Source organism: Chryseobacterium salipaludis (assembly GCF_022968825.1).
Taxonomy (GTDB): domain Bacteria; phylum Bacteroidota; class Bacteroidia; order Flavobacteriales; family Weeksellaceae; genus Kaistella; species Kaistella salipaludis.
Genome location: NZ_JALHKS010000003.1, coordinates 379,774 through 405,794, shown reverse-complemented (window position 1 = coordinate 405,794; position 26,021 = coordinate 379,774). Strand labels below are relative to the sequence as shown.

Below are 26,021 nucleotides of genomic sequence, written 5' to 3'. Positions count from 1 at the left end.
ACATTTGAAAATAAGATCTTAATGTATTTCTTTTGTACACCTCAGTGGCTGCAAAAACCTATAAATAAAGTATTTATTAGATTCAGTTCCCAATCATAATGATGAATTCCGGGCATTACTTTATCGGTATATGCCCAACTGGCGGGAATATCAGCGTGAACTCAATGCGCTTCCTGTGGCAGGAAATGAAATGATGGATTAGTAAATATTACACTTGTATCCCAAAAGGGGATTGTAACAACTAATCGCAAAATCTACGAACGCTTTTTCCAGAAAGTAACCAATTTTAAACTTTGCGGAGAAAAATCATTTTATTCTCCGCATATTTTGCGGAGAATAATAAGTATATTTGCCGCATCAATCATAAACAATATGGCGATTTACATTCACCAACTCAAAAACTGGACAGATTTCCAATGGAATGAGCAGGAATTTATTTCGCTGTTAGGTGAAGTCAGAAACCTGCAGGGAAAGCTCATGGGTAAAGTAGAGATGCTTGGTTTTGAATTAAAGGATGAAGCTAATTTAGAAACATTGATTCAGGATGTTGTTCAGTCTTCCGAAATAGAGGGAGAAATTTTGAACCCTGAACAAGTTCGTTCGTCCATCGCAACAAGATTAGGTTTAGAAGATTCAGGCTTGCAGCATTCCGACAGACATATTGACGGAGTTGTAGAAATGATGCTGGATGCTACGCAAAACAACGATAAGGTATTGAGTGATGAACGGTTATTCGGTTGGCACGCCTCATTATTCCCAGCAGGCAGAAGCGGAATGCACAAAATCGAGGTAGCTAAATGGAGTTCAGGCGATATGCAGGTTGTTTCGGGTGGAATGGGCAGAGAAACTGTGCATTATGAAGCACCAAAAGCAGAACTGTTAAAACAGGAAATGGAACAGTTCATAAATTGGTACAATACAGATTCAAATTTAGATCCTATATTAAAAGCTTCAATAGCCCACTTATGGTTTGTAACCATACACCCGTTTGATGACGGAAACGGTCGTATCGCCCGTGCTATTACTGATATGCAGCTTTCTAAAGCTGACGGAGTAAACCAGCGGTTTTACAGTATGTCGGCGCAAATCAAAAATGATAGAAAGTCCTATTACAGAATCTTAGAACATACACAAAAAGGCGATTTAGATATTACGGGATGGATCGTGTGGTTTCTTGAATGTTTGAAGAACGCAATTATTTCATCTGACACGATCATTGATAAGGTGGTGAAGAAACATCAGTTTTGGGTAAAAAATGCAGGTAAGATCAGTAATGAACGCCAGCAAAAAATGCTCAACAGATTCATGGATAACTTTGAGGGCAACTTGACTACTTCTAAGTGGGCAAAAATCACCAAATCATCACAGGATACTGCTTTGAGGGATATTACCGATCTAGTCAATAAAGGGATTTTGATCAAAGCAAAATCTGGAGGAAGAAGCACGCATTACGAATTGAAAACAGCATTGTAAAACAATCTATTTCTGCTTTTGAAAACGTATAAAGAAACGCTGTCTTTTCGCACCACGATTCTAAAAAGGTTTGGTCAAAACAATATTTTAAAGATTTAGTGCATCATCTAAAGTTAAGATAATATTGTACAGCTTTTGTACACCTGAATCTTTGTAATTCGCCGACAGCAAAGGGTTTTTTATTTTTTGTATCGGCAAATAATACCATCATTCTTTCTCGCCTTTCAGATAATTCAACGCATCTGCTCAAAAGTCCACTATCTACTGTTCAAAAAAAATTATACTTGAAAAAGTATAATTACCCTTAATGCTTTATCACTATACGCGAAAGGGTATTATACCATAGTGTTATTTCCTTTTAACGGCTCAATATTATATTCCCCACTGTTTGTGCAATCCCCTACGCAAGTCTAAAAAACGCTCACCCAATCACCGCGTATACAATTTGGCTTGGTTTTTACTGAGTTATCCGGGGAACTGAAATTGTAACCGAAAACAGGTCTCACATTAAAAAATTAACGATATGAAATCAACTGTTTTAACACTCACCTTTGCAGCGGCCCTGTTGGCTGCTTCCTGCTCGGAGAATAACAAACCCGATAGCAGCGGCTCGGCGGATTATGCCGAAACCTATGATGAGCTCATACAGAATAAAAGCGATTCCACCAGCTCGAACAGCACCTCGCCGATGGACGGCCCTTCGCTGGCGACCGATACCGCAAAAGCGGATTCTGCACAGAATAATAGGAAACCGAAGTAGGATTCACAGCCGAATTTGAATCAACTGGAAAAGGTTGCCGCGCCGGCAGCCTTTTGTATGTATATATGAAACCGGAAATATATTCTGGTGTAAAGCCCAAAGTTCCCGCTGCCTCTTTTTGAGGTTGAATTTTTGGGAGCAACCAGATTTTGTCACCGTAGTCAGGGAAGTCCTGTGTTCCGCTGTATCTTTTCAGTCGTCGTGCCTCCTCCTGAAAAGGATGCCGCTGCACCCAGGGCTAAAAGGGCAGGGACGTGGTATCCGGCCGGCCAAGGAGCACGCAGATGATAAGACGGTTCAGCTGAAAAACGACATGGTTGCAGCCGCAAGGTACCATAAACCGTTTTGTTTTCCTTGGTCATGCTCCCATAACCAAACGAAATTACCGCGCAGCTCGGGGCGACTGGACTGTTTATGCAGCATTGTTGACTTGCCTAAACCTGAACCACGGCCTGCGTTCATTATTTTGGTATGATTTTCAGAACTCTCCCTGCTGTGCCGGTACCGCGACAGGAACAAAACTGCCGGCTTATACAATACAATAACTCCCATGACCACTATGAAAATACTGCCCACTTTATTAACCGCTACCGTACTGCTCACGGCCTGCCAGCCCTCCCCGAAAGATCCGATTGAAAATAATTCCCAGCCAACGATTGTTGGCGCTGACCGGGACCGCCATGGCTGTATCGGTACGGCAGGGTATACGTGGAGCGAAGTGAAACAGGACTGCGTACAGCTGTTCAATATTGGTTTCCGGCTGAATACGGTTAACCGTGCGCCTGATGAAGAGGTCATCAGTGCTTTTGTGCTGATGAGTGAGGACATGTCTAAAGCAGAATTATTCCTGCCCGACACCGACGGCCCCTCTCTTATATTAAATAAATCAGTAGACGGCACCTTCCGCAATCACTCCTATGTTTACGATGCAAACACGTCCAACCTCTATTACGAGGGCAGATTATCGCATACGGGGAATGTCGAATAAAGGTTGTTTGCGCCCGGGATTGAGGAAAGTATAACAGCTCCAGCGTCAGCATAATCTGCAGCGAGGGCAGCGACTGTACTTTATGGACCGTTGTTTTATCTGGAACTTCGTTTCATACTCCCTCATCTGCAAAAGAGAAAAAAGTTTGCACCCAGGCTCGCCCTACTGCGCGGTTTCCAGGTTCTCGCCCCCCAAGAACCGCCCGGATGCCCCATGACATGCACTGCAAAATATTCCGCACGACCGTAGCTTGCAATACGAAATGTTTCGCTGATTCCTGGCAACAAGTACGAAAAAACCGTCCCGAAATACTTTCAGAACGGTTTTTAGATCTGTTATGTACAGTTACATCGTTTCAAAAGCAGCCACAGTCTTACCGGCTGCATCTTTCAACTGCAACATGTTCCCCTTTAGCTCATAGCGTTTTGCCTTCCTGAAAAGATTGCTAAATTCCTGCTCATTTACAGTAATATCCGGGCACGCCATCATCGTCATTCCCATATTGTCGTCGAAGGAAATAGAATTTTTCCCTGACAGACTGTAGCTCCCGAAGAAATTATTACAGCCGGCAAAGCCTGTTATCTTTCCGTTGCTTCTCAGCATGAACCCCTGTTCTTTCTCCTGGTTCGCAGCTGGGGTCACAGCAGTACCGTTCATTTCTTTGAGGCTCCAGAACGTATTCAGGACCGGGTTGCTATCCATCTCAACAAAAACAGCCAAAGGCGCTCTTCTGCCGACATTCAACATGAGTTTTCCGTTGTTTATCGTAAAATTATCTGCCGTTTTCAAAACGTCCAGCAGCTGATTCTCCACGTTCATATCGGCCGGCGCACACATCATCCGGGTGCTGGCCAACTGCGAAAATCTGACCTGTGTGTTATTGGTAACCGTAAAAGTACCATTCACGGTATTGCAACCGGTTTGGCCGGTTATCTTATTATTCCCAAAGTTCAGATACACCGGTTCACTGGTATTTACTTCCTGTCCGTCCAGAGAAACGAGTTCCCAGGTTTTCTGAATTGAATCAGAGCCGGTAGTTGGCGCCTGCGGTGCACAAGCTGCGAGGGTAGCTGCTGCAGCCAGGGTAAGAATTGATTTCATAGTATGTGATTTTATTTACAGACAAAATTTTGTCTTTATTAAACTTTTCATCAAAGACAACAGGCACTCTTGCAAAAGCCGGTCCGAAACGAAGCAGTTTTAATTTTTATGGAACATGTGCGGAACTGTGCTGATGCTACTGTGAATTTCCCGCAAGCGTGAAAAGCATGCACGAAGAAAATCTGTCAGGTACATCTCTTTGTTAATTTGGTTTTCTTTTTCGATCATACCAAACGTAGATCCCGAAAATCACCAGACTCAGCACAGAGCCATACAACAGTGTGGTCTTTAAGGTGTCCAGATTTCGGCCGGCAAAGGCAAGCAGCACAATTAACGGTGCGATTCCCAGTGCCGTGGCGCCGATAAATTTCCAGTAATTCATTTTCAGGATGCCGGCTACAAAGCTGATGGCATCATTCGAGAGAAAGGGATTAACGCGCGTAATGGCTACTGCCCAAAAGCCGTACTTTTCCAGGAAAGAGGTGATTTTGCCGGTACTCTTTTTACCCAATAAACGCTGCACGGACGATATGCCCAGGTATTTTCCCACCGCAAAACCCACTGACGACGCCAGCAGTACGGCCACAAAACTGATGAAGCTTCCCCAAACCGGCCCATAGGCAACTGTGGCTACCACCATCAGCAGGAGCGTCGGGATAATGAGCAGAAACATCTGCACGATCATCGCCACGATGAGCACTGCCGGGCCGAGCCAGCCGAAACCTTCCACCCACTGCTGCATGCGCGCTTCGTCTTCACTGGTGAGCACCTCCCAGGCTTCGTTGAAAAATTCCCGGACCGAAGGAAAGACAACATAACCCACCAGCAGCAGCGCCACTATAAGCAACGAAAGATAGAGGGGCCCTCTGCTTTTTTCGCTGGTCTGTTTTGTCTTCATTTATTAAAGCTTTCTGCGTAAATGTGGTTCGTTCGCTCGTACGGCTTCCTGTTGCGGACGTTTGCGAAAAAGCGCTTTTAACTTAATGTGCAGTTCCAATAATCTGTCGTAATCGCGAAACTGACGCGTATCCGCGCGCGCTTTTAAACCCATACTTTTTTACTCCTGCGTAGGTTCTTTCAGATATTTCGAGGCGAGCATCCCGGCCGCCAGTGAAAAGATGATCACACCCAGTGACAGCCATTCCGGAATGTCCACCTGATGAGAGAGAATCATTTTTATGCCGACGAAGGCCAGAATGACAACCAGGCTGTAGTTAATGTATCTGAACTTATCCAGCATCCCGACGACTAAAAAATACATCGAACGCAGTCCCATAATCGCCAGAATATTGGAGCTGAAAACGATGAAAGGATCGGCGGTAATGGCGAGGATGGCCGGAATGCTGTCAATAGCGAAAAAGACATCGGTGAGTTCAATAATAATGAGCGCCACGAAGAGGGGAGTCACATATTTAACCCCGTTTTTCCGGATAAAAAAGCGGTCGCCCTCCACCGTAGTAGTCACGGGATACAACCTGGAAATCCACCGGTAAATTTTAAAGTCTTTCGGGTCTTCCTGCTTATGCTGGCTGAACAGCAGTTTCAGTGCGGTAAGGATCAGGAACGCGCCAAACACATAGATCATCCAGCTGAATCTGGTGATAAGTGCGACCCCAAAAACAATCATGACTGCCCTGAAGACGATGGCACCCAGGACGCCGTAAAAAAGTACTTCATGCTGATACTTTTTCGGGATGGCAAAGGAAGAAAAGATCAGGGCGATGATGAAAATGTTATCAACGCTCAGCGACAGTTCGATTAAATATCCGGTAACGAACTTTAATACCGCATCGGTCGGCGTTAAGTCCGTTGGGTTATCGATCCAGCTGTGTTCAAAAGAGAGATAAATAATGCCTGAAAAGAGCAAAGCGCAGGTTACCCAGACGCTGGTCCAGATGGCAGCTTCTTTTGTTTTTATTTCGTGCGGCGTACGGTTAAAGACGCCCAGGTCTAAAATCAGCGCAAAGATAACAACAGCGATAAAGACGATCCAGACAATCATAGATTAAAATGTAAAGTGCAAACGGTCATTTAAAAATCGAACAAATCGCCTAAGAATCCTTTTTTCTTTTTGTAGTAGCGGTCTTTGTCAGCGTAGTATCTGTCCTGATCGGACGTGTACCTGCGCTCCGAAGAGAAAGGACTGCCAGCTTGCGGTGCAGCCGGTGCGGCCGAACGTTCAATAATCTTATCCAGTTCTCCGCGGTCCAGCCAGATGCCGCGGCACTGCGGACAGTAATCGATTTCAATTCCGTTGCGGTCGGTCATCGTCAGCGCAACCTGACAGGTAGGGCATTTCATAATAGGCAGTATTAAATGGTTTGATTTATTTTTTCTTTTTTAAAGAACAGCTTCAGGAAAACCGGCGCAGTGACCAGCAGGACAAGGCCCAGTAAAATATATTCCAGGTTCGCCTGTACCCAGGGGATATCGCCCAGAACATAACCCAGGGTAGTGATGCTGCTCACCCAAATGACGGCACCGACCACATTATAGTAAGCAAACTTTTTAAAGTCCATTTCCACCGTACCGGCAATGATGGGCGCAAAAGTGCGTACGATCGGCAGGAAACGGGCAATGGCAATCGCGAAACCGCCCTTCTTTTCATAAAAATCGTGTGCCGTGCGGATGTGTTTGCGTTTCAGGAACCAGGTGTCTTCAGTCCTGTTGACAATATGCTTAAATTTAAAACCGAACCAGTAGCCGAAAAAATTTCCGGCAATGGTGGAGACGGTAAAAAGAAACATCCAGAACAGCAGGTTGAAGAGCTGCGTTTCGAAGAGCTGTGTGCTTTCGCCGGCGGCGGCAAGCACCATACCCGAAACAAACAGAAGCGGGTCGCCCGGCAGGAAAAAACCAAAGATGATACCGGTTTCTATAAACAAAATGATCAGCACCAGGTACAGGCCGCCATGGCGCATTATCCAGTCAGGGTCGGTCAGGTATTGCAGGAATTCTAAAATAAAATCCATTACTCGCGCATTTCAGTTGCGTACAAAAGTAGAAAAACTATTTTAATTAATAGTAATACTATCATAAAAAATAATAATTGCTTTCCGTAGTTTTGCAGCAGGCGCTGAGCGTCGGAAGATTGACATGAAATACCAGTTTACCATACAAATGAATGAAGGGCTTTTCCTTCGTAATCCGGAAGACACAGAACTCGGCCGGAAAATACTAAAATACAGTGTGGAGTTGATCTACAGCCTGGGTTTTGAATCCTTTACCTTTAAGAAACTGGCCGAAGTGATCGGTTCCACCGAGGCGGGGATTTACCGTTATTTCGAAAACAAGCATAAATTACTAATTTATATAACAGCGTGGTATTTCGGGTGGATTTCGTACCAGATTCATTTTCAGACCAATAATATCCGGAATCCAAAAGTGAAGCTGCACAAAATCATCCATCTGCTGGCCGCGCCGATAGAGGATGATCAGCAGACGAGTTATATAGATGAAAGCCTGCTTCACCCGGTCATTGTGGCGGAAGGTTCGAAAGCGTACCTGACGAAGCAGGTGGCCGAGAACAACAAATCCGAGTTCTTTCAGCCGTATAAAGATTTATGCACCCTGATCGGCAGCGTGATCCTGGAGTACAATCCGAACTACAGATTCCCCAAATCTCTGGCGTCAACCATTGTGGAGATTGCGCATTTTCAGAACTTCTTTATGCACAATATTTCGTCGCTGACGGATTTCAGCAAGAGAAATCAGGAGTCTGAGATTGTAGAGTTTCTGGAGGATCTGGTGTTTGCGAGTTTGGGCTAGAGTGGTTGGGAAGGCGGGAGGCCTTAAGGAGCGGAGTAATTTTTGGACTGGCTGGTTTGAGGTGAGAACACTTCGCGCAGCTGGGACAATGTTGGTGTTGCAAGAAAGGAAATCTCGTCACCATCGCTGTTTTCGCATAGCGTGATCCGCCACCGGAATATCTTTTTGCTCTTCAACCTTTCTCTGCCAAATAACCTTTTCGGGTAAGGGAAGCTGTATTCTGCAGCAAAGAAAAAGCGCGGAAAACCCCTCTTACAGGCTATCAAACGCTACAAAAAAAAGCAGTCCTTCTGAAAAGCTGCTTTGTAGTTCTGAGTTCTAAAAACGACAACCCCATAGAATGTCAAAAAGCTCCCGTAGCTGTAGTTTACCCTGAGGCTCTCGAAGGGTTCAGCGGGCTTTTATTGTTGGCTTTTCAAGCCCAACGAAAGCTTAGTTATTAGGTGCAGTTTTTTATGAGCATTTGGTTAGGAAATTTACAAAACTCCAAAGTAGAAAAGATTGTAATAATTGCAGAAAAAACAAATAAAATTATCTTCCATTGTCTTGTTTTAGATTTGAATATTCTGTAATTAATTATAATCTGGATTGGCAAAAGGATTAAATTCAAAATTATGAGAACTGGACCACTACTCCAATTTGTATTCTGCTGGTCAATAATATAACTAGCGATAAATTCTGCGAATAGTATTACAGTAAAAAACAAACATACAAATTCAAATGTTTTGTTCATAAATTACTTTATTTTGAAATCATACAATTTGTAAAGGTTATAATTTCCATTGTGTTTTCTAAATACTTTGAATTCGCTTGAATTTTTTTCTTTTGAAATTGAGTCTCCAATTCTCAGAATGTCCCCTTTTGTATTTGTTGTTGTAATACAGTAGTTTTTGTCATAAAAGAATTGCAGAGATTTATTCTCAAAGTTTTTTTTCTTTACAATTTTAGAATTTATTTTATTTTCATAAAAATGATTATTATTCTCAAAAACATATTTGAAGCGATAAAAATAAAGGAAAGCAATTAATCCTAAAATCAGAGGTAAAATTCTGTAATATTTTTGGTTTGTTTCACTCAATTTTTTCTGTCAATTGTTTTAGGACGTTGTTTGGATAAAATTGCACATAACGGAAAGAGGCTTTGCGAGGTGCGGGCTACTGCAACCGGAAGTGGAGCGGAGGACGAAACGCTAGCATCAACCATTTTCATTTTTTTTAAATTTACAAAAAAAATGAAATGGTTTTTTGCGGTTACTGCTTACTAATTTTCTAAGATTTCCTTCAACCCCGCATCTTGCAAAACCCATGTTATACTATTTTTTTTATAATTTTTTAATAACTTTAAAACTATCAGAAGTAATTAATTTATCGTTATTCATTGTTGCAATGAAATAATATATTTCATTTTCAAATCCTGTCAATTCCAAATGCACAATATCTCCAATCTTAAATGTATTTCTTGGCTTGTTCTGAATTTCTTCAATTATGAAATCCATTTTGCAAGGATTTTCTTTATCTCTCACAACTTTCGAAGCAATAAAACTTCCGTCTTCTGCGGTTTCTTTGGTTTTGCTGTCTAATATAACGAAAGAAGTTTTTTTGAAACTAAAAGGTGAAATTGATTGCAATTCTATATTCTTAAATTCTGAGCATTTCTCTCTTAAGTTATTTTCGTCAAGAAACATTTTAACTTTTGGTTTTAAAATTAATTTTTCATCCAAATTAGGAAAATTGTTTTGAATTAATTTTCCGTTATATCCGGAAGTATCTATAAATTTCCAAGATTTTCCTTTGTCGCTTGAAATTCCAATCATTGTATATTCTCCAATTATTCTTCCTTTTGGACTGTTCATTAAAATCACTTGTGTAAATGTAGATTGCAGCTCATTATTTTTTGCAATGGCTTCATTGAAATTTTTAAAATAAATGTTAACAAATTTAAATCCATCATTTTCCATTTTTAGAATACTAGATTTAGTTTTGTCAATCATTTTTTCTTCATTTCCATACATTTGGATAACTTTAGGATATACAAATGTTGAAAATCCTTTGTAACTTTTATTCAGGAATAAAAATTTCATTTTCTCCAAGTCACTTTTCATAATTTCTTGAGAAGATTGTGCAAAAACAAAATTCGAAATGACAAATAAAAAAATATAAAAGCTTGATTTAATTGCTGTTTTCATAAAATGTTGTACAACGGTTGGGTATTTCTGTTAGCGGGAGTATTATACATATTTTTGTAAATATAACAAAATGAACAACTGGCGAAAGCCTTCATGATGTAAACTTCAACCCCACTAATAGAAATGCCGTGTCAGCTGTAGTTACAATGAGTTTAATTTTTCTTTGAACTTTTTTTGGTGCTCATCCGTGAGTAAATAGTAAAATTGAGTTATAAAAATATTTGTATAAAATTTTATCGCTTTTTCACTTTTCAATGAATGAGTAACTTCATTGTAAGAAATTGCATTATCACCAATAATAAACATTTGCTCTATTAAATTTGAAAAAATAAATTCTGGGATATCATCTCTAAATATTTTTTTATTTTGAAATGTTGTAAAAAGCCTCTCGAACTCAACTCTTCTTCGAGAGTGAATTTCTTTATACATGTTATTTATTTTAAGATTTTCTCTTAAAATGTCCGTAAAATTGATAAATAGAAACTTATATTCATAAATTAAACTGGTGGTTTGTTCTATGTAATTATATAATAGTTCTATTGAACTGGAATCTGAAATAGAGGTGGTTTCTAAAAGTTCATTCATCTTCATTGCAAAACTTTCGAAAAGAGCTTCTAAAATTTCATTAGAGTGGGGAAAGTGGTAATGTAAATTTCCAGGACTTATATCAATGTGTTTTGCAATATCTCTTGTCGTAGTACTACTGTACCCTTTTTCATTGTATAAATCTTTAGCTCCAGAAAGTATTTTATCCTTTGTTTTCACTTTTTTAAATTTCTTCAAATATACTAAAAAAATAAAATTAGGGCATTTGTTCTAATTTTGTAAATTTGCATAAAATTATTACAATGACAGGAAATAAGAAATTCGATTACGAAAAAGCAATTGAAAATGAAAAAAATGGTTCTGCTGAAGAATATAAATCGATTCAAGATTATGTAATGAAAGGCCTGCAAATACTTTTGGGGATTTTAATGGCGATTTTGCATGCTTAGAACTTACAAAGGAGTATCTGTTTGGTACATTTTGGGTTTGCTACTTTGGCTTGGAATTTATGTCCTAAGAAAGTATGGAATTATTATTCCGATAATTAATAATCATCTCACAGATTTGTATTCGGTACCAATGTTCTGTTACACAATTAATTTATTAATGGATGCTATTTTCAAGACGAAAAGAGTAACCGCATTGAAAGATATTTTGTTTTCGACATTTTATTTAACTATAATTTTTGAAGTTATATGTCCTAAAATATCAAACATTTATACGGCAGATATCTTGGATGCTTTATGTTACTTAATAGGTGGAATACTATATTACCTGGTCTTAAAAGGTTGGTTTGTCTGTAACTACAGATAACGGTTTGGGGCTTGGCGAAGGAGCGGATTAGAAAGCTTAAACTTTCAATTTAGCACAAACGTAAGCAAAACCATTTTTTCTATTTGCTAATTTACATTTTAAAAGCAAATAAAAATTGGCTTTTGCGGATTGAAAACACAAATGTTCAACTTGGCACTTAACCCGCTCTTTTGCGAAACCGATGTTAGGTGCTGCCCTTATTGCTTTCCCTTTAGATTTTCCGCTGCAAATCGTTCGCAATATTCTTTAATTTGCTGTCTGACTTGTCTGAACTGTTCGTTGATTTCTTCGTCTGTTCCTATTGCTTTTGCTGGGTCTGGAAAGTTGTGATGAAACTTCTTAGCTTTAGTCGGAAAAAACGGACAGCGTTCTTTGGCATTATCGCAAACTGTAATCACAAAATCAAAATCAATGTCGTAATATTCATCAATGTTGTTTGACGTATGATTTGAAATATCAATTCCGTCCTCTTTCATTGTAGCAATGGCTTTTGGGTTTACGCCGTGTGTTTCCACACCTGCACTGTAAATATCTGCATTTCCGTTCGCAAAATGTCGTAAATAACCTTCAGCTATCTGACTTCTGCAACTGTTACCTGTGCAAAGCACTAAAATTTTCTTTGTCATTGTTTATCATATTTTTGTTTTAAAAATAGACTTGCTCTCACCAATAAAATCAACACGGGAACTTCAACCAAAGGTCCGATTACACCCACAAACGCTTGAGGCGAATGAATACCAAATACCGCAATGGCGACGGCAATCGCCAATTCAAAGTTGTTGCCAGTAGCTGTAAATGCAATAGATGCGTTTTTGTCGTAAGGGATTTTTAGAGATTTAGCGATGAAAAAACTCACGAAAAACATCAGTACAAAATAAATGATTAATGGTATCGCTATTTTTATGACATCTAAAGGCAATTCCAATATTTTGTCGCCTTTTAAACTGAACATCAGTACAATGGTAAACAATAAAGCATACAATGTAATGGGCGATATTTTTGGAATAAACTTTCTATTGTACCATTCAATACCTTTCGATTTTACCAAATAATAACGGCTCACGAAACCAGCAAAAAAGGGAATGCCTAAATATATCAAAACGCTTTGTGTAACGTCTTTCATGGAAACGCTTACATTGAAATTGGCAATTCCTAATTTATTGGGCAATATGTTGATGAAAAGCCACACGAAAAAACTATACGTCAATATCTGAAAAATACTGTTTAGGGCGACTAATAATGCCGTGTATTCTCTGTTTGCTTTTGCCAAATCGCTCCACACAATAACCATAGCGATGCACCTTGCCAAACCGATTAAAATTAATCCCGACATATATTCGGGTTCGTTTCGTAAAAGCAGAACGGCTAAACCAAACATCAAAACGGTACCTATAACCCAATTCAATATTAAGGAAATGGCAATTACTTTTTTGTCTTTTAGAGCTTTAGGTAACAAGCTGTAATCGACTTTTGCTAAAGGCGGATACATCATTAATATCAATCCGATGGCTAATGGCACATTGGTTGTGCCAACAGAAAGGGAATTCGTAATGGTTGAGATATTTGGAAAAAAATCACCTAAACCAATGCCAAAAAGCATTGCAAGGAAAATCCAAAGCGTTAAATAACGGTCAAGAAATTTTAATTTTGGTTGCATAGTTTACTTTTAACAACATCCACCTCCTGGTGTGCAAGAAACATTTTGATTTACAGATAATTCGATTAAATTTTTCTTTACTTTTTCGGACGGAATTCCACAGGCATCTTCGGCTAAACAAGCAGTTATTTTGTTTTGCAAGATGAAATTTGTTCCGTCAAATGCCAAGCCGTATTTTCCTATGGTTTGCAAACTCTTTTTCAATTGTCCATTTTGTGATTGCGAATCTTCGATTTCACTTTGATATTCCACTTCAATTTCTGCATCTTCAATGCCTAATTTGTCTTCGGCGAGTTGAATGATGTTTAAAAGTTTAGTAGGTTTTAAACGATGTTCAAAATCATCGGCATTCCATAGCTGAAAATTTACTGTTTTTTCTGTACGAATTACTCCGCCACAATCAATAAAGTTTTTTGTAACCATTCCGACTTCGGTTACGTGAAAATGTTCCGGAACAAAAGTGCCGTTTTCAAGTTTAAAACTAAGGTTTTCTAAGGTGGGTAAAAGTGCTTTTACTTGTGATAATTTCATTTTTGTATGATTTTTATATTAGCAACAATTATTGTTTTTCAGGGTGAGTTTTGCCGAAATATTTGTGAAATATTTTTGCAGTACTTCAATCGTATTTTCGTCAATGCAATAGCAAATCGTATTACCTTCAATAGTTCCTTTAATCAGTTTCGCATTTTTAAGTTCTTTCAAATGCCTTGAAACAGTTGGCTGTGCCAGAGGAAGTACATCAACAATATCTCCGCAGATACACGTATCAACCGATAATAAATATTCTATGATAGCCACTCGGGCAGGATGTCCCAATGCTTTTATGATATGAGCAATGTTGTGTTGGCTCTCTGTAAAATCCGTGGGTTTTGTCGGTTCTATCTTCATTTATTTATTTCTATATTGCAATATTACGATTAAGATTTTAATAGTCAATTGTTTTTGATAATAAATTTTCAACTTTCCATAAAAGTTAAATGAGTTTGATTTTTTAAAGTATTGTCGATTTATGCACAAACGTTCGGAAGGGTTGCACATAACGTTTTGCGGCTTTGCGTTGTGGGGGATTTTTAGCACCAAAGTTCATACGAAGCAGAAATGTTTGTTTTAGCATAAATGCTTCTACGAAGCACGTCAGCCCCCATAACGCAAAACCGCTGTTAGCAGCTGGTGTTTTTTTCGTTGTCATACTTTTCTGTGTCTGCTGTTTTGATAATAGTTTTAGATAGCAATTCAATAAAATTGTCAAAGTCGTTACCGCTTTGAATAATGTCTTGCGGAATGATGCCTCTGTAATCTATCAAGTGTATTGATTGGTCTTGTTGTTTTTCTGCTTCTAAGTTGTCTTCAATTAGCGGTTTTATTGTGACTCCTATGTTCGTTACAAATTTTGTAAGTGGTAAAATTTCATCTGTTGAAAGTTTGTATCTGTCGTTTTCGCCTGTGTAGCGTGTAATGTCCACCGCACACAAAGCGTAACGCCTATTTTCTTCAACTGCTCGTTGTAATTGTAGTTTACTCATAGAAACGGAATTTTGTGAGTTCCACCTTGATTTTACTTCTATGAAATAAACGGGGTTTTCGTCAAGGAAAATAACGATGTCTTGACCGCCTTGTATATTGGTTGTTTCTGTTTCTTTGTCGCCAAATGAAATTCTGTCTTTTAATTCGTCCGATAACTTTTCTCTAATAAGACTTTCAATGTATGTTCCAATTTCTTGTTTATGGTGAAAATCTGCTTCCACTTCTTTTTGCTGTTGAAGCAAGATAGTTGCAGCATTTAGAATTGCTGAAAAGTTATCTTCTTGAACAAGTTGACCAAGTTTCTTTAATTCGGATTCCTTTAATGTTACAATAGAGAAAATTTCGTCTTTCGTGTTTTCATTAGTAACTACATCCAACATCAAATTGGCTTTTTTAAGGTCAAGTCTGGGAAATAGTTCAGCAAATTTTGGGTCTCGCAACGATGATATAATTTTCAAAATTTCATCTTTGAAAGGATGTTCGTTTATGTTGTTAATGTCTGTGCCAAAGAAACTTTCTTCAATTGCTGTAGTAAGATATTTACTTGTTACAAATCTGTCCTCAGCAACAAATTCATTAAATTCTATGTAAACTAACTCTTCTCTAATTTCGTCCTTTGCTACCTTGTTGTAAAGGTCTTTAATTTCAGGAATTATGTCAATATCTCTTTTTAGTTCATTATTGCTTTTTAGTTGATTTAACTGATTAGGATAAATTTTTGAAGTTGAATAAACTTCTTTCAGGCTGTCTTCATTACAGTTTGCGATTTCAAGCAACAATGCAATGTTTGATTTTATCCAATCCTCGTTATGGTGTTGAAGTAAATTGAAGAAAATTTGAACCAAAATTTTTCTTGCTGAACGAATGTCTAAATTTTCTTCTTGGTTTTCAAGGTTAGATAATTGAATCAAATTTTCTTCAAAAGAATAATACTTGCTAATGATTTTTACTAATGACGAAGGCTTGCTTTGTGAATTTACATTGTTGTTTAACTTACAATACTTCAATAGGTTTTCAAAGAAAATATCTTCAAGTTTTTGAGTTTTCTCAAATGATTGAACATTGTAATTTTCTGTATTTATTGTTTCAGGAAAATAAATGCAAGTTGAAGCCTGAGTTTCGTCTAATTTGGTTTTAACGCTGTTTGAAAAATCTTTTCTATTGAATTTTTCAAAATGGAAATTGAAACTAAAATCCTTATGAATTAGTCGTTCAATAGAGTTTGGAATTATAGATTTTCCAATGTCAATTAGATTTTCGGTTAAATTTTGAGGTGTAAGAAGCGATGAAAGTAAACAAAATTTACCGTCTAAATTTGGCAATAAAGTATGCTCCGAAAAGTAATTTATCTTTTCTTCTGCAATTAGATTTTTGTAGTAATTGATTAAGCAATCTTTGTCAAACTTAGATAAATGCTCTTTTGATATTTCCTCTACCAAATCTTGATGCCCAATAAATTCAGTATTCTCATTAGTCCATTCACTTGCAAACTTGCTCCACAAAACAACTTTGTCTTTTGTCGGAATGTTGCTGTAAAAAGTGGATACTAAAGTATAAATGTCATCAAAATATTCTGTGTTGGTTAAAAGTTCTTCGGCAAAGAAACAAACTTCATTAACAGGCTTAAACCCTTCAACCGTTTCAACGATTGGCAATAACTTATATTCTTCTATCCAAGTGTTTTGTAGGGTTTCAAAATACTCGTTCAACAAATTATTGTCTGTATTTCTTTTGAAATTTATTTGAGCATATAAAAGCGGATTTGAAACGCTTAATACGTTACTTTTTATAAAATCAAAAATTAATTGCGATGCCTTTTCTATTATTTTTTGGTTCGCCTCTTCTTGCTCTTTTACTTGGTCTTTGTTGCTTTTTAAGTGGATTCCGTCTCTTGGTTCAGTTGGCAAAAATTGATTGCAGTTGATAACGAAGTTTAAGCCAAAATCTTCTGAACCGATTAAAGGATAATATAAAAATAGTCGGGCAACTCTTTCAGAAAACTGAAACAATTCAAGGTCTTCGTTGATTGGAAGAATTACTTCAATTTGGTCGTCAGTTTCAATGATAGAATAAAGTATTTTGCTTATTCCGTTTTTTGAAACAGTTGTCTTGTATAATTCTATTCCTTTATCATTTTCGACTTTTTCTTTTGAAACTCTTTCAAACGAAGTTTCCGTATCGTTTAAAACGATTTTAACTTTTTTGAGTCTGTCATTAATCGTTAAAACAATTGGAATATAATCTTCTAAGTCTTTGCTTGATTCTGAAATATAGCTTCGTTCTTGGTCGGTTTCAGGTAAAAAAGTGAATGTTGTTTTTATTTCAGGGTTGGTAAGAATAGCACCTTCTTGTATAAGCTGATAAACATTTTCTTTTTGCGTTCTAATGTTTTCGCTTAACGCTTTCCATTCTTTCGGACTGCGGTCAATTAAAAAGTCTTTGATTTCAAAAAAGGTATTATTCGCTTCAAGAATTGAATTGATACGAAATTTACGTCCGAAGGTATGTGTTGTTAAAAAACCTGTTCCGTATTTTCCAACTTCTGGAATGTCGGATTCTTCTCCGTATTTTCCACTTACTTGCTTTATCAATGAAATAAATGACTTTGTCGTAAATGGTTTTCCGTTGTGAGTAAATGAAAAACCATTTCTGTAGTCTAAAACAACTTCACATTCCGTTGTCAGGTCGCAAGCATTTTGAACCAATTCCCAAACAGCACGATTTGACGAATAGTTGTTGAAATTCTCAAAACCTCTTATCATCTTGTCTGCGTGTTGCTTCAAGTCTGATAATTCAGATTCTGTCTTTGCAATGTTTAATATTTCGTCACGATTTATACTTTGTGTTTCGTTCATTTCTTGGTCTTAATTGTCTATTTGCGGTGTCGTCCTACACTTGCTGCTAACTCTCAAATATACGCAATAATCTATTTCACCACCGTAATAGTTGAATCTTATAACGTACACCAGAACAGGCATCTACAAATTTATAATCAATTGTAACTGTTTATAAGCATTGCGCATTCCGTATTGTCTTAAAATCTGATGGCCGGCACGAACATACTGAATGTGCACTTCTTATTACGTCTAGGATACGCTCTTCCAACTCTGCGAAATGCAAACACAGCAGTCGTTCGAATATTTTATTCGGATAAGAAACCAAATTCGATTATCTTATCATCCGCAGGAAGTCATTTGATGAGCATATTCATTTTCATATCGAAATAATCCACGAAGTTGGAAAGTGGACAGTTTTTATTATCGCTGCGCCACGCGAGTTTAAAGTACCGTAACTGTTATACGTTCCCGGTTCAACTTTTTCCGCCACTCTCTTTTTCAATTTCCTTTTTGGTGGCTTCTTTTACCTTCTGATTGCCAAACCGTTTCACGAATGTAAGGTTTACGCCGTACCAGTCCCATTTGCTGACATTGCGGAAGGTGCCGACGGGGGTGTACGTGACGAAATCGTTTCCGGGCCGGCGAAAAATATTGTTGAAGCGCAGGCCGGCTTCCATCTGGGTGGCCGGAAAGAGTTTGGTGGCACCGAAACTGTGAAAGAACTGCAGCTGGCTGCCCACAGAATTGCCCCAGTTCTGCGACTGTACGCCGAGCCAGCCGGTCAGGTTGAGGTTCTTATTGAAAAGGTTGGTATAGGAAAAGTTGGCGGAACCGTTGAAATTGGTGATGTGTTCCTTCATCCCCACAAAATCGTTGCGCTGCACAAAGTCGCTGTTGTCTGTGTAGGTAAGACCCAGATTCAGGTTGACATTCAGTTTGTTCTGCAGCCAGTTCTGGTTAGTATTGGCGTACAAAGAATAGTTGTTGACCCGCCCGTAATATGTCATAGGCATGGAGATGGTGCGGTCGCCCTCCACTACGTAAGCGGCCCAGTAATCCTGATCGGTTGTATTAAAATTAGCGGAAATAAAATACTTTTTATAAAGACCTAACTTAAGGCCGAAGCGGTCGTTCAAATTGGGCTGCAGGTCCATATTGCCGCGCTCGTAGGTGCCATTATCGGCCGGCATCAGGAAAGGATTGAATTCCGTGAACCACGGTCGCCAGATGGTATGTTTATACGTGGCGGTCAGGTTATAATTATCATTAAAGGAATATTTCACCAGCAAATCCGGCATCAGAGTACCGTAGGAATCCGTCCTTTCGATCGCGCCCACTTCCTGTTTCACTGTGAAACGGATATACTCGTAGCGCAAGCCAATCCGGGTTTCAAGTTTTTTGAAAAAAGTGCGGCTGTAATTGGTATAGAGGGAATTCAGGTTTTCCAGATAATGGAAGGAGTTGGTCCGGGAAAGGTCGGGGATCCAGGCGTCATGCTGCAAATTAAAATAGTCATACGGCATCACATTGTTGCGCCAGTTCATTTTGCCGCCGAACTCCAGCTGGCCACCGTCTGCACCCAGCGGCTGCGAATAATCAAGTTTCAGATAATATTCCCGGCTCTGATCATCAGCCACGGTTTTGATTCCTTCATAGGCTGCCGGCAGCCACAGGGTGGAATGGTACCGTGTATTGTCATTGGCGGAATAATTCACACCGCCATTAAGGTCAAAAATGCGGTTCTTCTCCTTATCGTAATACTTATAAAACAGATTAGTACCCAGGAAGTGATCCGTTCCGTCGGAATTGACTGTTTTGGTATAGGATTTCTGCAGGCTGTTATTCAGGAAATAATCGCCTGCGGCCTCGGAAAGCATGGTGCTCGCAGAACCGTAATATTGAAGCAGGAGGCCTAGATTGTTTTTTTCATCCAGTTCCAATTCAGAGGTGGAGGAGAGGGAAGGCGACTGCCAGTTGCTGTTGCTCTCGGAACTGATTTTAGTCAGCGACTGATCTGCATAGATCAGGTTTTCGTTATAGGATTTCTGTACGCTGTTGTTATTCCGGAAGCTGGCGCTCAGTGACTGCGTAAAGCGCTTCCGGTGGTAATTCAGGTTGAGCGAAGCGGCCTGCGAGTTTTTATAGCTTTGCGAATTATTCAGTGAGAGGCTGCCTTTCAGGCCTTCGTTTTCGTTCCTTTTCAGGACAATATTGATCACGGCACCGCTCGTTTCATATTTTGCCGACGGCGTTGTAATGACTTCTATTTTCAGTAGATTATCTGCTGCAATGGTTTTCAGGTACTCCTTGAGCTCTTTGCCGGTAAAGACTGATTTCCGGTCATTGATATAGACGGTGACGCTGTTGCCTTCCGCCTGCACATTATCATTATTATCAATGTTCACCAGGGGCGTCATGCGCAGGACATCCCAAGTGGTATTTCCGGTGAGGATGGCACTGTTGGCCACATTAAAAACGGTCCTGTCCGCTTTGCTCTCTATCGTGGGTTTTCGTGCTAGCACGATTACTTCTTCCAGGTTCCCGGTTTTCAGGGTATCGCTTTTTGCCTCCTGTGCGAACGTCAGTATGCCGTAAAGCAACGCTGCTGCCGTTATTTTTTTTCTCATAGGTGATGGTTGTTAGGTATTAGACAACGCAGCCGGGCGCAATGTTACACGGCGCCGGCTGATTTTTCCACAGAATGGTCAATATACTCACGTGGTCGACTTTAGATGCAGGCAACCCGTGGAAGGTGTTGGCAAGGATGGGCGACCAAAGGGGCGATAGAAATTTGTTCCGAAACTTCCGTTTAAAAAAGGGGGTGAACTTGTGGCGCAGGTGGGTGTGCACAAAAATACTTTTCTGCTGAGGCATGATCAAAAATGAATAGGGAATATGAAAGTTGCGGTCGGAAATAAAAACACAGCTCGCCGCGGCTTTTTCGGCTTGTGGCATTTTATTCTGCCCGGCGATACATGAAACTGAGATTCGCCCAAAAAACTTCATCGCCAGCCACCATATAATCAGGATCCGGAAAGGTATTTACACGGAAAACATCTTGGTGTACAGTAGCTCCCAATTTAGTCATTCGGCTAAAAGAAAAGCCTTGGTCGGGCAAGACTTTTAGTATGTAATAAAATGATTTCTTAAGTGTTAGTTGCTGTCGCTGGTCTGCAAAAATGGCGATCAGGTTCTCGTCCTGTTTCCTGAAGATGGAGTCACCGGAGATCCGTATGGAATATTTCAAAGAAAGCTTGTCCTGGCGTACTTCCATTTCATTAACCTCAGGATTGATGCTGATTGAAGCATAGGGAGGATCCGAATAACCATTCCAGACAGTTCCAATAAAGCTTTCGTCGGGATGCCGTACTGCTCCATTTTTACCTTGGTACAACACAATTTGATTTATTGTGTATTGATCCGCCGGTACGAAATTATATACCGTTGGATCCGGAGTTGTGATACTGCTGGCGTCCTCTTCGCGGGCAGTACAGGAAACAGTCATCAGTAAAAATAGGCACCAGGTATATCTCATTATTATTTTTTTTTATCGGTATTGTGCTGCGGTGTATTTTTGGTCTGAGGAATTATTCTTAAACAGAAACTTTCCTGCCACGCTGACATTTAGGTGTGGCAGACCTTCTGCACCAGGCAAAGGCAAAGTTTTGCAGGCGTGCTTCCGTTTTCCGCGCCGAGGCAAATATAAGCCAATCTGCGCTTTGATATCGCTACACCAGCGTGTAGTATATGTGTCGTAAATAAATGGCGGGCCTTATGCGTATAATTAGTCAGCCCGGTAAACGACAGTCAAATGTTCGGTCTGCTTCTACTCAAGTTTGATCAAGGTAGCGACGGGGTAAGACTGCGAAAACTGCAGCGTATCATTTTGCCCAACTTATTCTTTTTAATACATTTGGATTGCTTTCAGGCTAATCAAACTGTACCATGAATCAGGCAGATCTTTTTTTCTCCGACCGAAATACAATTCAGGAGGTGCCCGCTGATGCAGCATCACAACTGGGAAACTATCTTGCGATGGTCCAGGCTCTTGCACGGATGACCTATATGAGTATTTATGTGATCGATTACCAGAGAAAAGGCTTCGATTATGTCTCTGAAAATCCTCTGTTTTTATGCGGGCTCACAGCAGCTGAAGTTCAGGCGATGGGTTATGATTTTTATATCAGAAATGTGCAGCCCGACGATCTGGGATTATTGCTGAAAATCAATGAGGCCGGTTTTAAATTTTATGAAACCCTGGCCGTAGAGGAGCGAAAAAAATATTTGATCTCTTATGATTTTCATTTAATTAATGAGGACGGTAAGCCTGTGTTGATAAATCATCAGCTTACCCCTGTTTTTCTAAATGAAGAGGGCAAAATATGGAAAGCGCTTTGTGTGACTTCCCTGGCATCAACTGCGAGCGCGGGTAATGCAACCATCTCGAAACAGGGATCGGACGAGGTGTGGAAGTACGACCAGACGAATCATCTCTGGAGAAAAGAGAAAAAAGTAAAGCTTTCCAAAAGGCAGATTGAGATTTTGAGATTACACGCGTGCGGGCTGAATATTACGGAAATCGCGGAAAAATTATTTATCTCCATTGATACAGTTAAATTCCACCGCCGCAAATTATTTGAAAAGACAGGCATGTCAAACATAACAGAGGTACTCGCCTATGCTGCACATAATAAGCTTATTTAGCGCAGGATGCTGCAGGTCATCATCATGTGATTTGTATTTTTAGCAAATCGCGGATCTTACATCCGCTTTTGTGTTTACAGAAAGCGGTACTGAATTCGGCAGGCATTTTTTCAATCTTTATAAAAACCTGTTTTAAACCTAAAAATAAGCAGAGTAGCTCCGCCTTAAAATTTCCGCTGTCAAACGTGCGCTTGCAGCGAAAAAATGCGGGTTTGGCAATGCGATTAAATTACGTGTGGCCGGAAACAGCCAGTAAAAACAGAATTTTTCTTGAAGGCGCAGCAGTCTGGTGTTTGCAAGTTTGGGATAGGGTGGATGGGTCCTTGTGAAAGTTTTTTGATGGCTCACAGTTAGAAGGTTATTTAAAACAGGAGCAACTGTGCATGATATGGCTTGAAGTGAGAATACTTCGACTTTACTTTGAAAATAAGTAAATGCTGTAAATTTATTCGAGGGAAAGCAGAGGTGATTAATAAGGTTTAGTAGGCGCTATCAGAAAATCTATTAAGGCAATAGAGGATAAGATGAGTCAGATTACCCAATCCAATACGGAACTGCACCAACAGACTGCGCTGCTCAAATCAGTGCCTGGAATAGGTGAGCAAACAAGCCTTTATCTGATTATTGCCACCAAGGCATGTAAGGCGGTCCCAACCTGGAGAAAGTTTGCCTGCCATTCGGGTATTGCACCCTTTGAATACAGTTCCGGCTCAAGCATCAAAGGAAGGGCTAAAGTAAATCATCTGGCCGACAAAAAAATAGAATTTTTGTTGCACATGTGCGCTATGAGACAGAATGCGCAGCTGGAATAAGTTGCAAGTAACTTTATGATATTTGTCCTTTTGCCTTGATGCAAACGGACCAAAAGATGACTCAACGATTTTTATATTTTTATAGGAATCGTCGAATCTGCGATTTCAAGACTTGGATCTTTTTACTAAAAAACCAAAATTTCTTTAATAAATTGACTCCCGTTGGTCGTCGAACCACTTCGTTAGGTTTCCCCGAAATTGACTCTCTTCGTTCGTCGAACCACTTCCTTAGGTTTCGGGCGGAACTGAAGATTCGGCTTCGATGTAAGATTATTGCCGCCACTCGAACAGCGGGGATTTTTAACTTGTGTTTGTGGACGGTCGAACAACAGAAATTTTAATTTTTATTAACGTAAAAATCTCCTAAGTCCTTATAGCGACAATATATTAAATGTTTTACTGCCGCAAGCAGGGGATGAATATAAAAGAGTGGAAGGTCATGAGTATAGAACGCCCTATATTGATACGCATAAACTTGCAACTTAAATTTTAACGCTTTTTATTTGTTTTTTGTCAAAAAATGCACAGCACGGTATATTTTTGCACAGGAAGGAGGATATGTCAGGAGGCTGGAGCAGCTGATTAATCAGGCACGAAATGTGAAGACATCGTGTAGCTGGGGCACGAAATGAGACAGTTTATGCTGCAGCAGAAAATTGACAAATAATCAGCACAAAATTTAAATGAAAAATCCTGCTGTGCGGCAGGATTTATATTTAGTGTTTATAAATGTTTTCCTCAAACAGGCCTTCCACAGACCAGTATCTTTCGCCGGTGTCATAATTAAAGGTTAAGATTTTAGCGCCATCAGGAATTTCGTGTAGCTTTTTATGGATAGCGGCCAGTGAGGCACCGGTCGAGATTCCTGCCAGAATGCCCTCTTGTTCAGCGAGTTTCTTCGTAAATTCAAAAGCTTCAGCTCTGTCCACTTGTATGGTACCGTCCAGGATTTCAGTATTCAGGACTTTAGGAACAAATCCTGCGCCGATGCCCTGCAGCGGGTGCGGCCCGGGTTTTCCACCTGAAATAACCGGCGAGTCTGCGGGTTCCACCGCGAAGCTTTTAAGGTTGGGGAACTTTTGTTTCAGAATTTCGGAAACCCCGCTGATATGTCCGCCAGTGCCCACACCTGTTATCAGATAATCGAAGCCATCCGGAAAATCGTTCAGCACTTCCTGCGCTGTAGTTTGCCGATGACTTTCGAGGTTGGCCTCATTTTCAAACTGTTGCGGTATCCAGACGTTATCGAGTTCTTCTGCCATCTCAAGGGCTTTTTTCACCGCGCCGGATGTGCCGAGTTCGCGAGGCGTTAAGACAAATCGCGCTCCGTAAGCCGACATCAGTTTGCGGCGCTCGGCACTCATGCTTTCGGGCATTACGAGAATCAGTTGATACCCTTTCACCGCGCAGACCATGGCAAGGCCCACACCCGTATTACCCGACGTAGGCTCTACGATTAGTGTATCTTTTGTGATTTTGCCTTCCTTTTCTGCTTTTTCAATCATTGCCAAGGCGATGCGGTCTTTGATGCTTCCGCCCGGATTTTGGCGTTCGAGTTTCATCCAAACCTCCACTCGCCGGTCGAACATAGTATTAATTCTTATAGTTGGCGTATTGCCAATGGTTTCCAGTACAGTATTTAGTTTCATAGGTCTGTATTTATTTTAATTGTTATTATGTAAAGTTACTTTTTCGCTCATTCATTATTTGAAAATTCAAGGCAGTCTGTGGTGAACTGTCGTCATGGGTTTCAGATTAGATGACAAAATTGATTGGTTCAGCAGCCGGTATTTTATTCTTCACGGTCACCTGGCCTTTGTGAAAGACTACTGAACCTGCTGGCACACTATCGGTGATCCACACATTTCCGCCAATCACGCTGTCTTCTCCGATTACGGTTTTTCCACCGAGAATGGTGGCATTTGCATAAATTACCGCCCCGTCTTCTATGGTGGGATGCCGTTTGCTGTGCTGCAATTCTTTGGCCACAGATAGGGCACCGAGCGTAACGCCCTGGTACAGCCGCACACGATGGCCAATTACCGTAGTTTCACCGATAACGATGCCGGTTCCGTGATCGATGAAAAACGGCGATCCGATTTGCGCCCCCGGATGGATATCGATGCCGGTGCGGCTGTGCGCAAGCTCCGTCCAGATCCGTGGAATGAGCGGCACGCCTGCTTTTCGAGTTCGTGTGCGAAGCGATAGACCGCCGTGGCAAAAAAACCGGGATAAGAGAAAATAACTTCCTCCACACTTTTCGCCGCCGGGTCGTGCGCAAATATAAATTGAGCGTCTGCCTCAAGCGTATGATACACTTTCGGAAACTGCTTGAAGAAAAAATCAGTATCAGCAAACTCCTCAGATTTGTGAACGGAGCCCAAAATGTCGGTGAAAGCACTTTTAAAGTTTTCCAACCGTGCCTCTATTTCCGAAAGTTCGGTGCAGCGTTGCACTTCCAGAAAAAATATAAACCTAAAGAAACTTTCTATAAAGTCTTCGGTTTTTTTTCGGTCGATATCGGTTGTGCGCAGTTTATAACCGTCAGTGAGGTGTTGTGCGAAGTTCATTCCTTTGTAGATTTGGTGCAAAGGTATTCCATAATACGCATACATAGCTTTGATGGAAGGTAATTAATTGCGAACGCAGTCTGGTTCCGGCAATCCTCACCGAAATATGATTGAGAATCAAGTTTTTTTCAAAGGTGCAAAGGGAAATCCTTAGCACATCGAAATTTTAAGAATCCGGCGTAATGGATGGGCAAGAACGGAGTGATTGAGGTGATGTTGGCTGGTGAAATGCCGCGTGCTATCAATTGTTAATTTGTCAACCATCAGCATATTTAGTATGAGG

Annotated in this window: 25 protein-coding genes and 1 pseudogene; 8 read left to right on the top strand and 18 right to left on the bottom strand. The window is 40.1% G+C overall.

Going from position 1 to position 26,021, the window contains the following annotated elements; all coding sequences use genetic code 11:
- The first annotated feature begins 64 nt into the window (after nt 1-64).
- From MVI27_RS11945 to MVI27_RS07390, 4 genes are all read left to right on the top strand, one after another.
- Complete coding sequence (locus MVI27_RS11945) at nt 65-202, top strand: YgjP-like metallopeptidase domain-containing protein (RefSeq protein WP_416346217.1); 138 nt, start codon at nt 65-67, stop codon at nt 200-202.
- Between the two features lie 170 nt (nt 203-372).
- Complete coding sequence (locus tag MVI27_RS07400; protein WP_246960193.1) at nt 373-1,473, top strand: Fic family protein; 1,101 nt, start codon at nt 373-375, stop codon at nt 1,471-1,473.
- A 523-nt stretch (nt 1,474-1,996) separates the two neighbouring features.
- Nucleotides 1,997-2,233, top strand: coding sequence for a hypothetical protein (locus tag MVI27_RS07395; protein ID WP_246960191.1), 237 nt, complete (start codon nt 1,997-1,999; stop codon nt 2,231-2,233).
- A 559-nt stretch (nt 2,234-2,792) separates the two neighbouring features.
- The gene (locus MVI27_RS07390) at nt 2,793-3,221 is read left to right on the top strand and encodes a hypothetical protein (RefSeq protein ID WP_246960189.1); all 429 of its coding nucleotides are present in this window, start codon (nt 2,793-2,795) and stop codon (nt 3,219-3,221) included.
- A gap of 345 nt (nt 3,222-3,566) precedes the next feature.
- Here MVI27_RS07390 and MVI27_RS07385 read toward each other — a convergent pair whose 3' ends face one another.
- From MVI27_RS07385 to MVI27_RS07365, 5 genes are all read right to left on the bottom strand, one after another.
- On the bottom strand, nt 3,567-4,322 hold the full coding sequence (locus MVI27_RS07385; protein WP_246960187.1) for an META domain-containing protein: 756 nt from the start codon (nt 4,320-4,322) through the stop codon (nt 3,567-3,569).
- A gap of 202 nt (nt 4,323-4,524) precedes the next feature.
- Nucleotides 4,525-5,220 (bottom strand): TVP38/TMEM64 family protein, encoded by a 696-nt coding sequence (locus MVI27_RS07380; RefSeq protein WP_246960184.1) that lies wholly within the window; start codon nt 5,218-5,220, stop codon nt 4,525-4,527.
- A gap of 159 nt (nt 5,221-5,379) precedes the next feature.
- On the bottom strand, nt 5,380-6,324 hold the full coding sequence (locus MVI27_RS07375) for a TerC family protein (protein WP_246960182.1): 945 nt from the start codon (nt 6,322-6,324) through the stop codon (nt 5,380-5,382).
- Between the two features lie 29 nt (nt 6,325-6,353).
- A complete protein-coding gene (locus MVI27_RS07370; protein WP_246960180.1) occupies nt 6,354-6,623 on the bottom strand; it encodes a TFIIB-type zinc ribbon-containing protein in 270 nt (89 codons plus the stop codon).
- Nucleotides 6,624-6,634: 11 nt separating this feature from the next.
- Entirely contained in the window at nt 6,635-7,294 is a 660-nt protein-coding gene (locus tag MVI27_RS07365; RefSeq protein ID WP_246960178.1) for a DedA family protein, read from the bottom strand.
- A gap of 124 nt (nt 7,295-7,418) precedes the next feature.
- Between MVI27_RS07365 and MVI27_RS07360 the strand changes: the two genes are divergently transcribed.
- Nucleotides 7,419-8,090 (top strand): TetR/AcrR family transcriptional regulator, encoded by a 672-nt coding sequence (locus MVI27_RS07360; RefSeq protein ID WP_246960176.1) that lies wholly within the window; start codon nt 7,419-7,421, stop codon nt 8,088-8,090.
- A 736-nt stretch (nt 8,091-8,826) separates the two neighbouring features.
- Here the strand turns inward: MVI27_RS07360 and MVI27_RS07355 are convergent.
- From MVI27_RS07355 to MVI27_RS07345, 3 genes are all read right to left on the bottom strand, one after another.
- Nucleotides 8,827-9,168: a hypothetical protein gene (locus MVI27_RS07355; RefSeq protein ID WP_246960174.1), complete on the bottom strand. Its 342-nt coding sequence runs from the start codon at nt 9,166-9,168 to the stop codon at nt 8,827-8,829.
- Nucleotides 9,169-9,411: 243 nt separating this feature from the next.
- On the bottom strand, nt 9,412-10,275 hold the full coding sequence (locus tag MVI27_RS07350; protein WP_246960172.1) for a hypothetical protein: 864 nt from the start codon (nt 10,273-10,275) through the stop codon (nt 9,412-9,414).
- A gap of 141 nt (nt 10,276-10,416) precedes the next feature.
- Nucleotides 10,417-11,040, bottom strand: coding sequence for a TetR/AcrR family transcriptional regulator (locus MVI27_RS07345; protein WP_246960170.1), 624 nt, complete (start codon nt 11,038-11,040; stop codon nt 10,417-10,419).
- 83 nt (nt 11,041-11,123) lie between these two features.
- On the opposite strand from MVI27_RS07345, the gene MVI27_RS07340 reads away from it, so the two are divergent.
- A complete protein-coding gene (locus MVI27_RS07340) occupies nt 11,124-11,270 on the top strand; it encodes a hypothetical protein (protein WP_246960168.1) in 147 nt (48 codons plus the stop codon).
- 561 nt (nt 11,271-11,831) lie between these two features.
- Here MVI27_RS07340 and MVI27_RS07335 read toward each other — a convergent pair.
- From MVI27_RS07335 to MVI27_RS07300, 8 genes are all read right to left on the bottom strand, one after another.
- Entirely contained in the window at nt 11,832-12,260 is a 429-nt protein-coding gene (locus MVI27_RS07335; RefSeq protein WP_246960166.1) for an arsenate reductase ArsC, read from the bottom strand.
- Complete coding sequence (gene arsB, locus MVI27_RS07330) at nt 12,257-13,291, bottom strand: ACR3 family arsenite efflux transporter (RefSeq protein WP_246960165.1); 1,035 nt, start codon at nt 13,289-13,291, stop codon at nt 12,257-12,259. Before arsB ends, MVI27_RS07335 begins: the two co-directional genes overlap by 4 nt.
- 9 nt (nt 13,292-13,300) lie before the next feature.
- Nucleotides 13,301-13,822 (bottom strand): DUF6428 family protein, encoded by a 522-nt coding sequence (locus tag MVI27_RS07325; protein ID WP_246960164.1) that lies wholly within the window; start codon nt 13,820-13,822, stop codon nt 13,301-13,303.
- Between the two features lie 18 nt (nt 13,823-13,840).
- The gene (locus MVI27_RS07320; RefSeq protein ID WP_416346218.1) at nt 13,841-14,173 is read right to left on the bottom strand and encodes an ArsR/SmtB family transcription factor; all 333 of its coding nucleotides are present in this window, start codon (nt 14,171-14,173) and stop codon (nt 13,841-13,843) included.
- Nucleotides 14,174-14,451: 278 nt separating this feature from the next.
- A complete protein-coding gene (locus tag MVI27_RS07315) occupies nt 14,452-17,670 on the bottom strand; it encodes a sacsin N-terminal ATP-binding-like domain-containing protein (RefSeq protein ID WP_246960162.1) in 3,219 nt (1,072 codons plus the stop codon).
- A gap of 455 nt (nt 17,671-18,125) precedes the next feature.
- On the bottom strand, nt 18,126-20,279 hold the full coding sequence (locus MVI27_RS07310) for an outer membrane beta-barrel family protein (RefSeq protein ID WP_246960161.1): 2,154 nt from the start codon (nt 20,277-20,279) through the stop codon (nt 18,126-18,128).
- A gap of 19 nt (nt 20,280-20,298) precedes the next feature.
- Nucleotides 20,299-20,607, bottom strand: a complete 309-nt coding sequence (locus tag MVI27_RS07305) for a hypothetical protein (protein WP_246960160.1) — start codon at nt 20,605-20,607, stop codon at nt 20,299-20,301.
- 1 nt (nt 20,608) lies between these two features.
- On the bottom strand, nt 20,609-21,187 hold the full coding sequence (locus MVI27_RS07300) for a hypothetical protein (protein ID WP_246960159.1): 579 nt from the start codon (nt 21,185-21,187) through the stop codon (nt 20,609-20,611).
- A 410-nt stretch (nt 21,188-21,597) separates the two neighbouring features.
- Between MVI27_RS07300 and MVI27_RS07295 the strand changes: the two genes are divergently transcribed.
- Both MVI27_RS07295 and MVI27_RS07290 read left to right on the top strand, forming a co-directional pair.
- A complete protein-coding gene (locus MVI27_RS07295) occupies nt 21,598-22,356 on the top strand; it encodes a response regulator transcription factor (protein ID WP_246960157.1) in 759 nt (252 codons plus the stop codon).
- Between the two features lie 524 nt (nt 22,357-22,880).
- Nucleotides 22,881-23,168 carry a transposase gene (locus MVI27_RS07290; RefSeq protein WP_246960156.1) on the top strand — a complete coding sequence of 96 codons (288 nt, stop codon included), beginning with the start codon at nt 22,881-22,883 and terminating at the stop codon, nt 23,166-23,168.
- Between the two features lie 716 nt (nt 23,169-23,884).
- Here the strand turns inward: MVI27_RS07290 and cysK are convergent.
- Both cysK and epsC read right to left on the bottom strand, forming a co-directional pair.
- Nucleotides 23,885-24,817, bottom strand: coding sequence for a cysteine synthase A (gene cysK / locus MVI27_RS07285; RefSeq protein ID WP_246960155.1), 933 nt, complete (start codon nt 24,815-24,817; stop codon nt 23,885-23,887).
- 106 nt (nt 24,818-24,923) lie between these two features.
- A pseudogene (gene epsC, locus MVI27_RS07280) lies at nt 24,924-25,738 on the bottom strand (serine O-acetyltransferase EpsC).
- Between the last annotated feature and the right edge of the window lie 283 nt (nt 25,739-26,021).

What these genes read in the sequence shown, in the direction of transcription:
- MVI27_RS07400 (WP_246960193.1), top strand. Translation starts at nt 373, where the DNA reads ATGGCGATTTACATTCACCAACTCAAAAACTGGACAGATTTCCAATGG.
- arsB (WP_246960165.1), bottom strand. Translation starts at nt 13,291, where the DNA reads ATGCAACCAAAATTAAAATTTCTTGACCGTTATTTAACGCTTTGGATT.
- MVI27_RS07315 (WP_246960162.1), bottom strand. Translation starts at nt 17,670, where the DNA reads ATGAACGAAACACAAAGTATAAATCGTGACGAAATATTAAACATTGCA.
- MVI27_RS07395 (WP_246960191.1), top strand. Translation starts at nt 1,997, where the DNA reads ATGAAATCAACTGTTTTAACACTCACCTTTGCAGCGGCCCTGTTGGCT.
- MVI27_RS07390 (WP_246960189.1), top strand. Translation starts at nt 2,793, where the DNA reads ATGAAAATACTGCCCACTTTATTAACCGCTACCGTACTGCTCACGGCC.
- MVI27_RS07305 (WP_246960160.1), bottom strand. Translation starts at nt 20,607, where the DNA reads ATGCCACAAGCCGAAAAAGCCGCGGCGAGCTGTGTTTTTATTTCCGAC.
- MVI27_RS07300 (WP_246960159.1), bottom strand. Translation starts at nt 21,187, where the DNA reads ATGAGATATACCTGGTGCCTATTTTTACTGATGACTGTTTCCTGTACT.
- MVI27_RS07335 (WP_246960166.1), bottom strand. Translation starts at nt 12,260, where the DNA reads ATGACAAAGAAAATTTTAGTGCTTTGCACAGGTAACAGTTGCAGAAGT.
- MVI27_RS07290 (WP_246960156.1), top strand. Translation starts at nt 22,881, where the DNA reads ATGAGTCAGATTACCCAATCCAATACGGAACTGCACCAACAGACTGCG.
- MVI27_RS07340 (WP_246960168.1), top strand. Translation starts at nt 11,124, where the DNA reads ATGACAGGAAATAAGAAATTCGATTACGAAAAAGCAATTGAAAATGAA.
- cysK (WP_246960155.1), bottom strand. Translation starts at nt 24,817, where the DNA reads ATGAAACTAAATACTGTACTGGAAACCATTGGCAATACGCCAACTATA.
- MVI27_RS07350 (WP_246960172.1), bottom strand. Translation starts at nt 10,275, where the DNA reads ATGAAAACAGCAATTAAATCAAGCTTTTATATTTTTTTATTTGTCATT.
- MVI27_RS07295 (WP_246960157.1), top strand. Translation starts at nt 21,598, where the DNA reads ATGAATCAGGCAGATCTTTTTTTCTCCGACCGAAATACAATTCAGGAG.
- MVI27_RS07360 (WP_246960176.1), top strand. Translation starts at nt 7,419, where the DNA reads ATGAAATACCAGTTTACCATACAAATGAATGAAGGGCTTTTCCTTCGT.
- MVI27_RS07370 (WP_246960180.1), bottom strand. Translation starts at nt 6,623, where the DNA reads ATGAAATGCCCTACCTGTCAGGTTGCGCTGACGATGACCGACCGCAAC.
- MVI27_RS07385 (WP_246960187.1), bottom strand. Translation starts at nt 4,322, where the DNA reads ATGAAATCAATTCTTACCCTGGCTGCAGCAGCTACCCTCGCAGCTTGT.
- MVI27_RS07325 (WP_246960164.1), bottom strand. Translation starts at nt 13,822, where the DNA reads ATGAAATTATCACAAGTAAAAGCACTTTTACCCACCTTAGAAAACCTT.
- MVI27_RS07375 (WP_246960182.1), bottom strand. Translation starts at nt 6,324, where the DNA reads ATGATTGTCTGGATCGTCTTTATCGCTGTTGTTATCTTTGCGCTGATT.
- MVI27_RS07310 (WP_246960161.1), bottom strand. Translation starts at nt 20,279, where the DNA reads ATGAGAAAAAAAATAACGGCAGCAGCGTTGCTTTACGGCATACTGACG.
- MVI27_RS07365 (WP_246960178.1), bottom strand. Translation starts at nt 7,294, where the DNA reads ATGGATTTTATTTTAGAATTCCTGCAATACCTGACCGACCCTGACTGG.
- MVI27_RS07380 (WP_246960184.1), bottom strand. Translation starts at nt 5,220, where the DNA reads ATGAAGACAAAACAGACCAGCGAAAAAAGCAGAGGGCCCCTCTATCTT.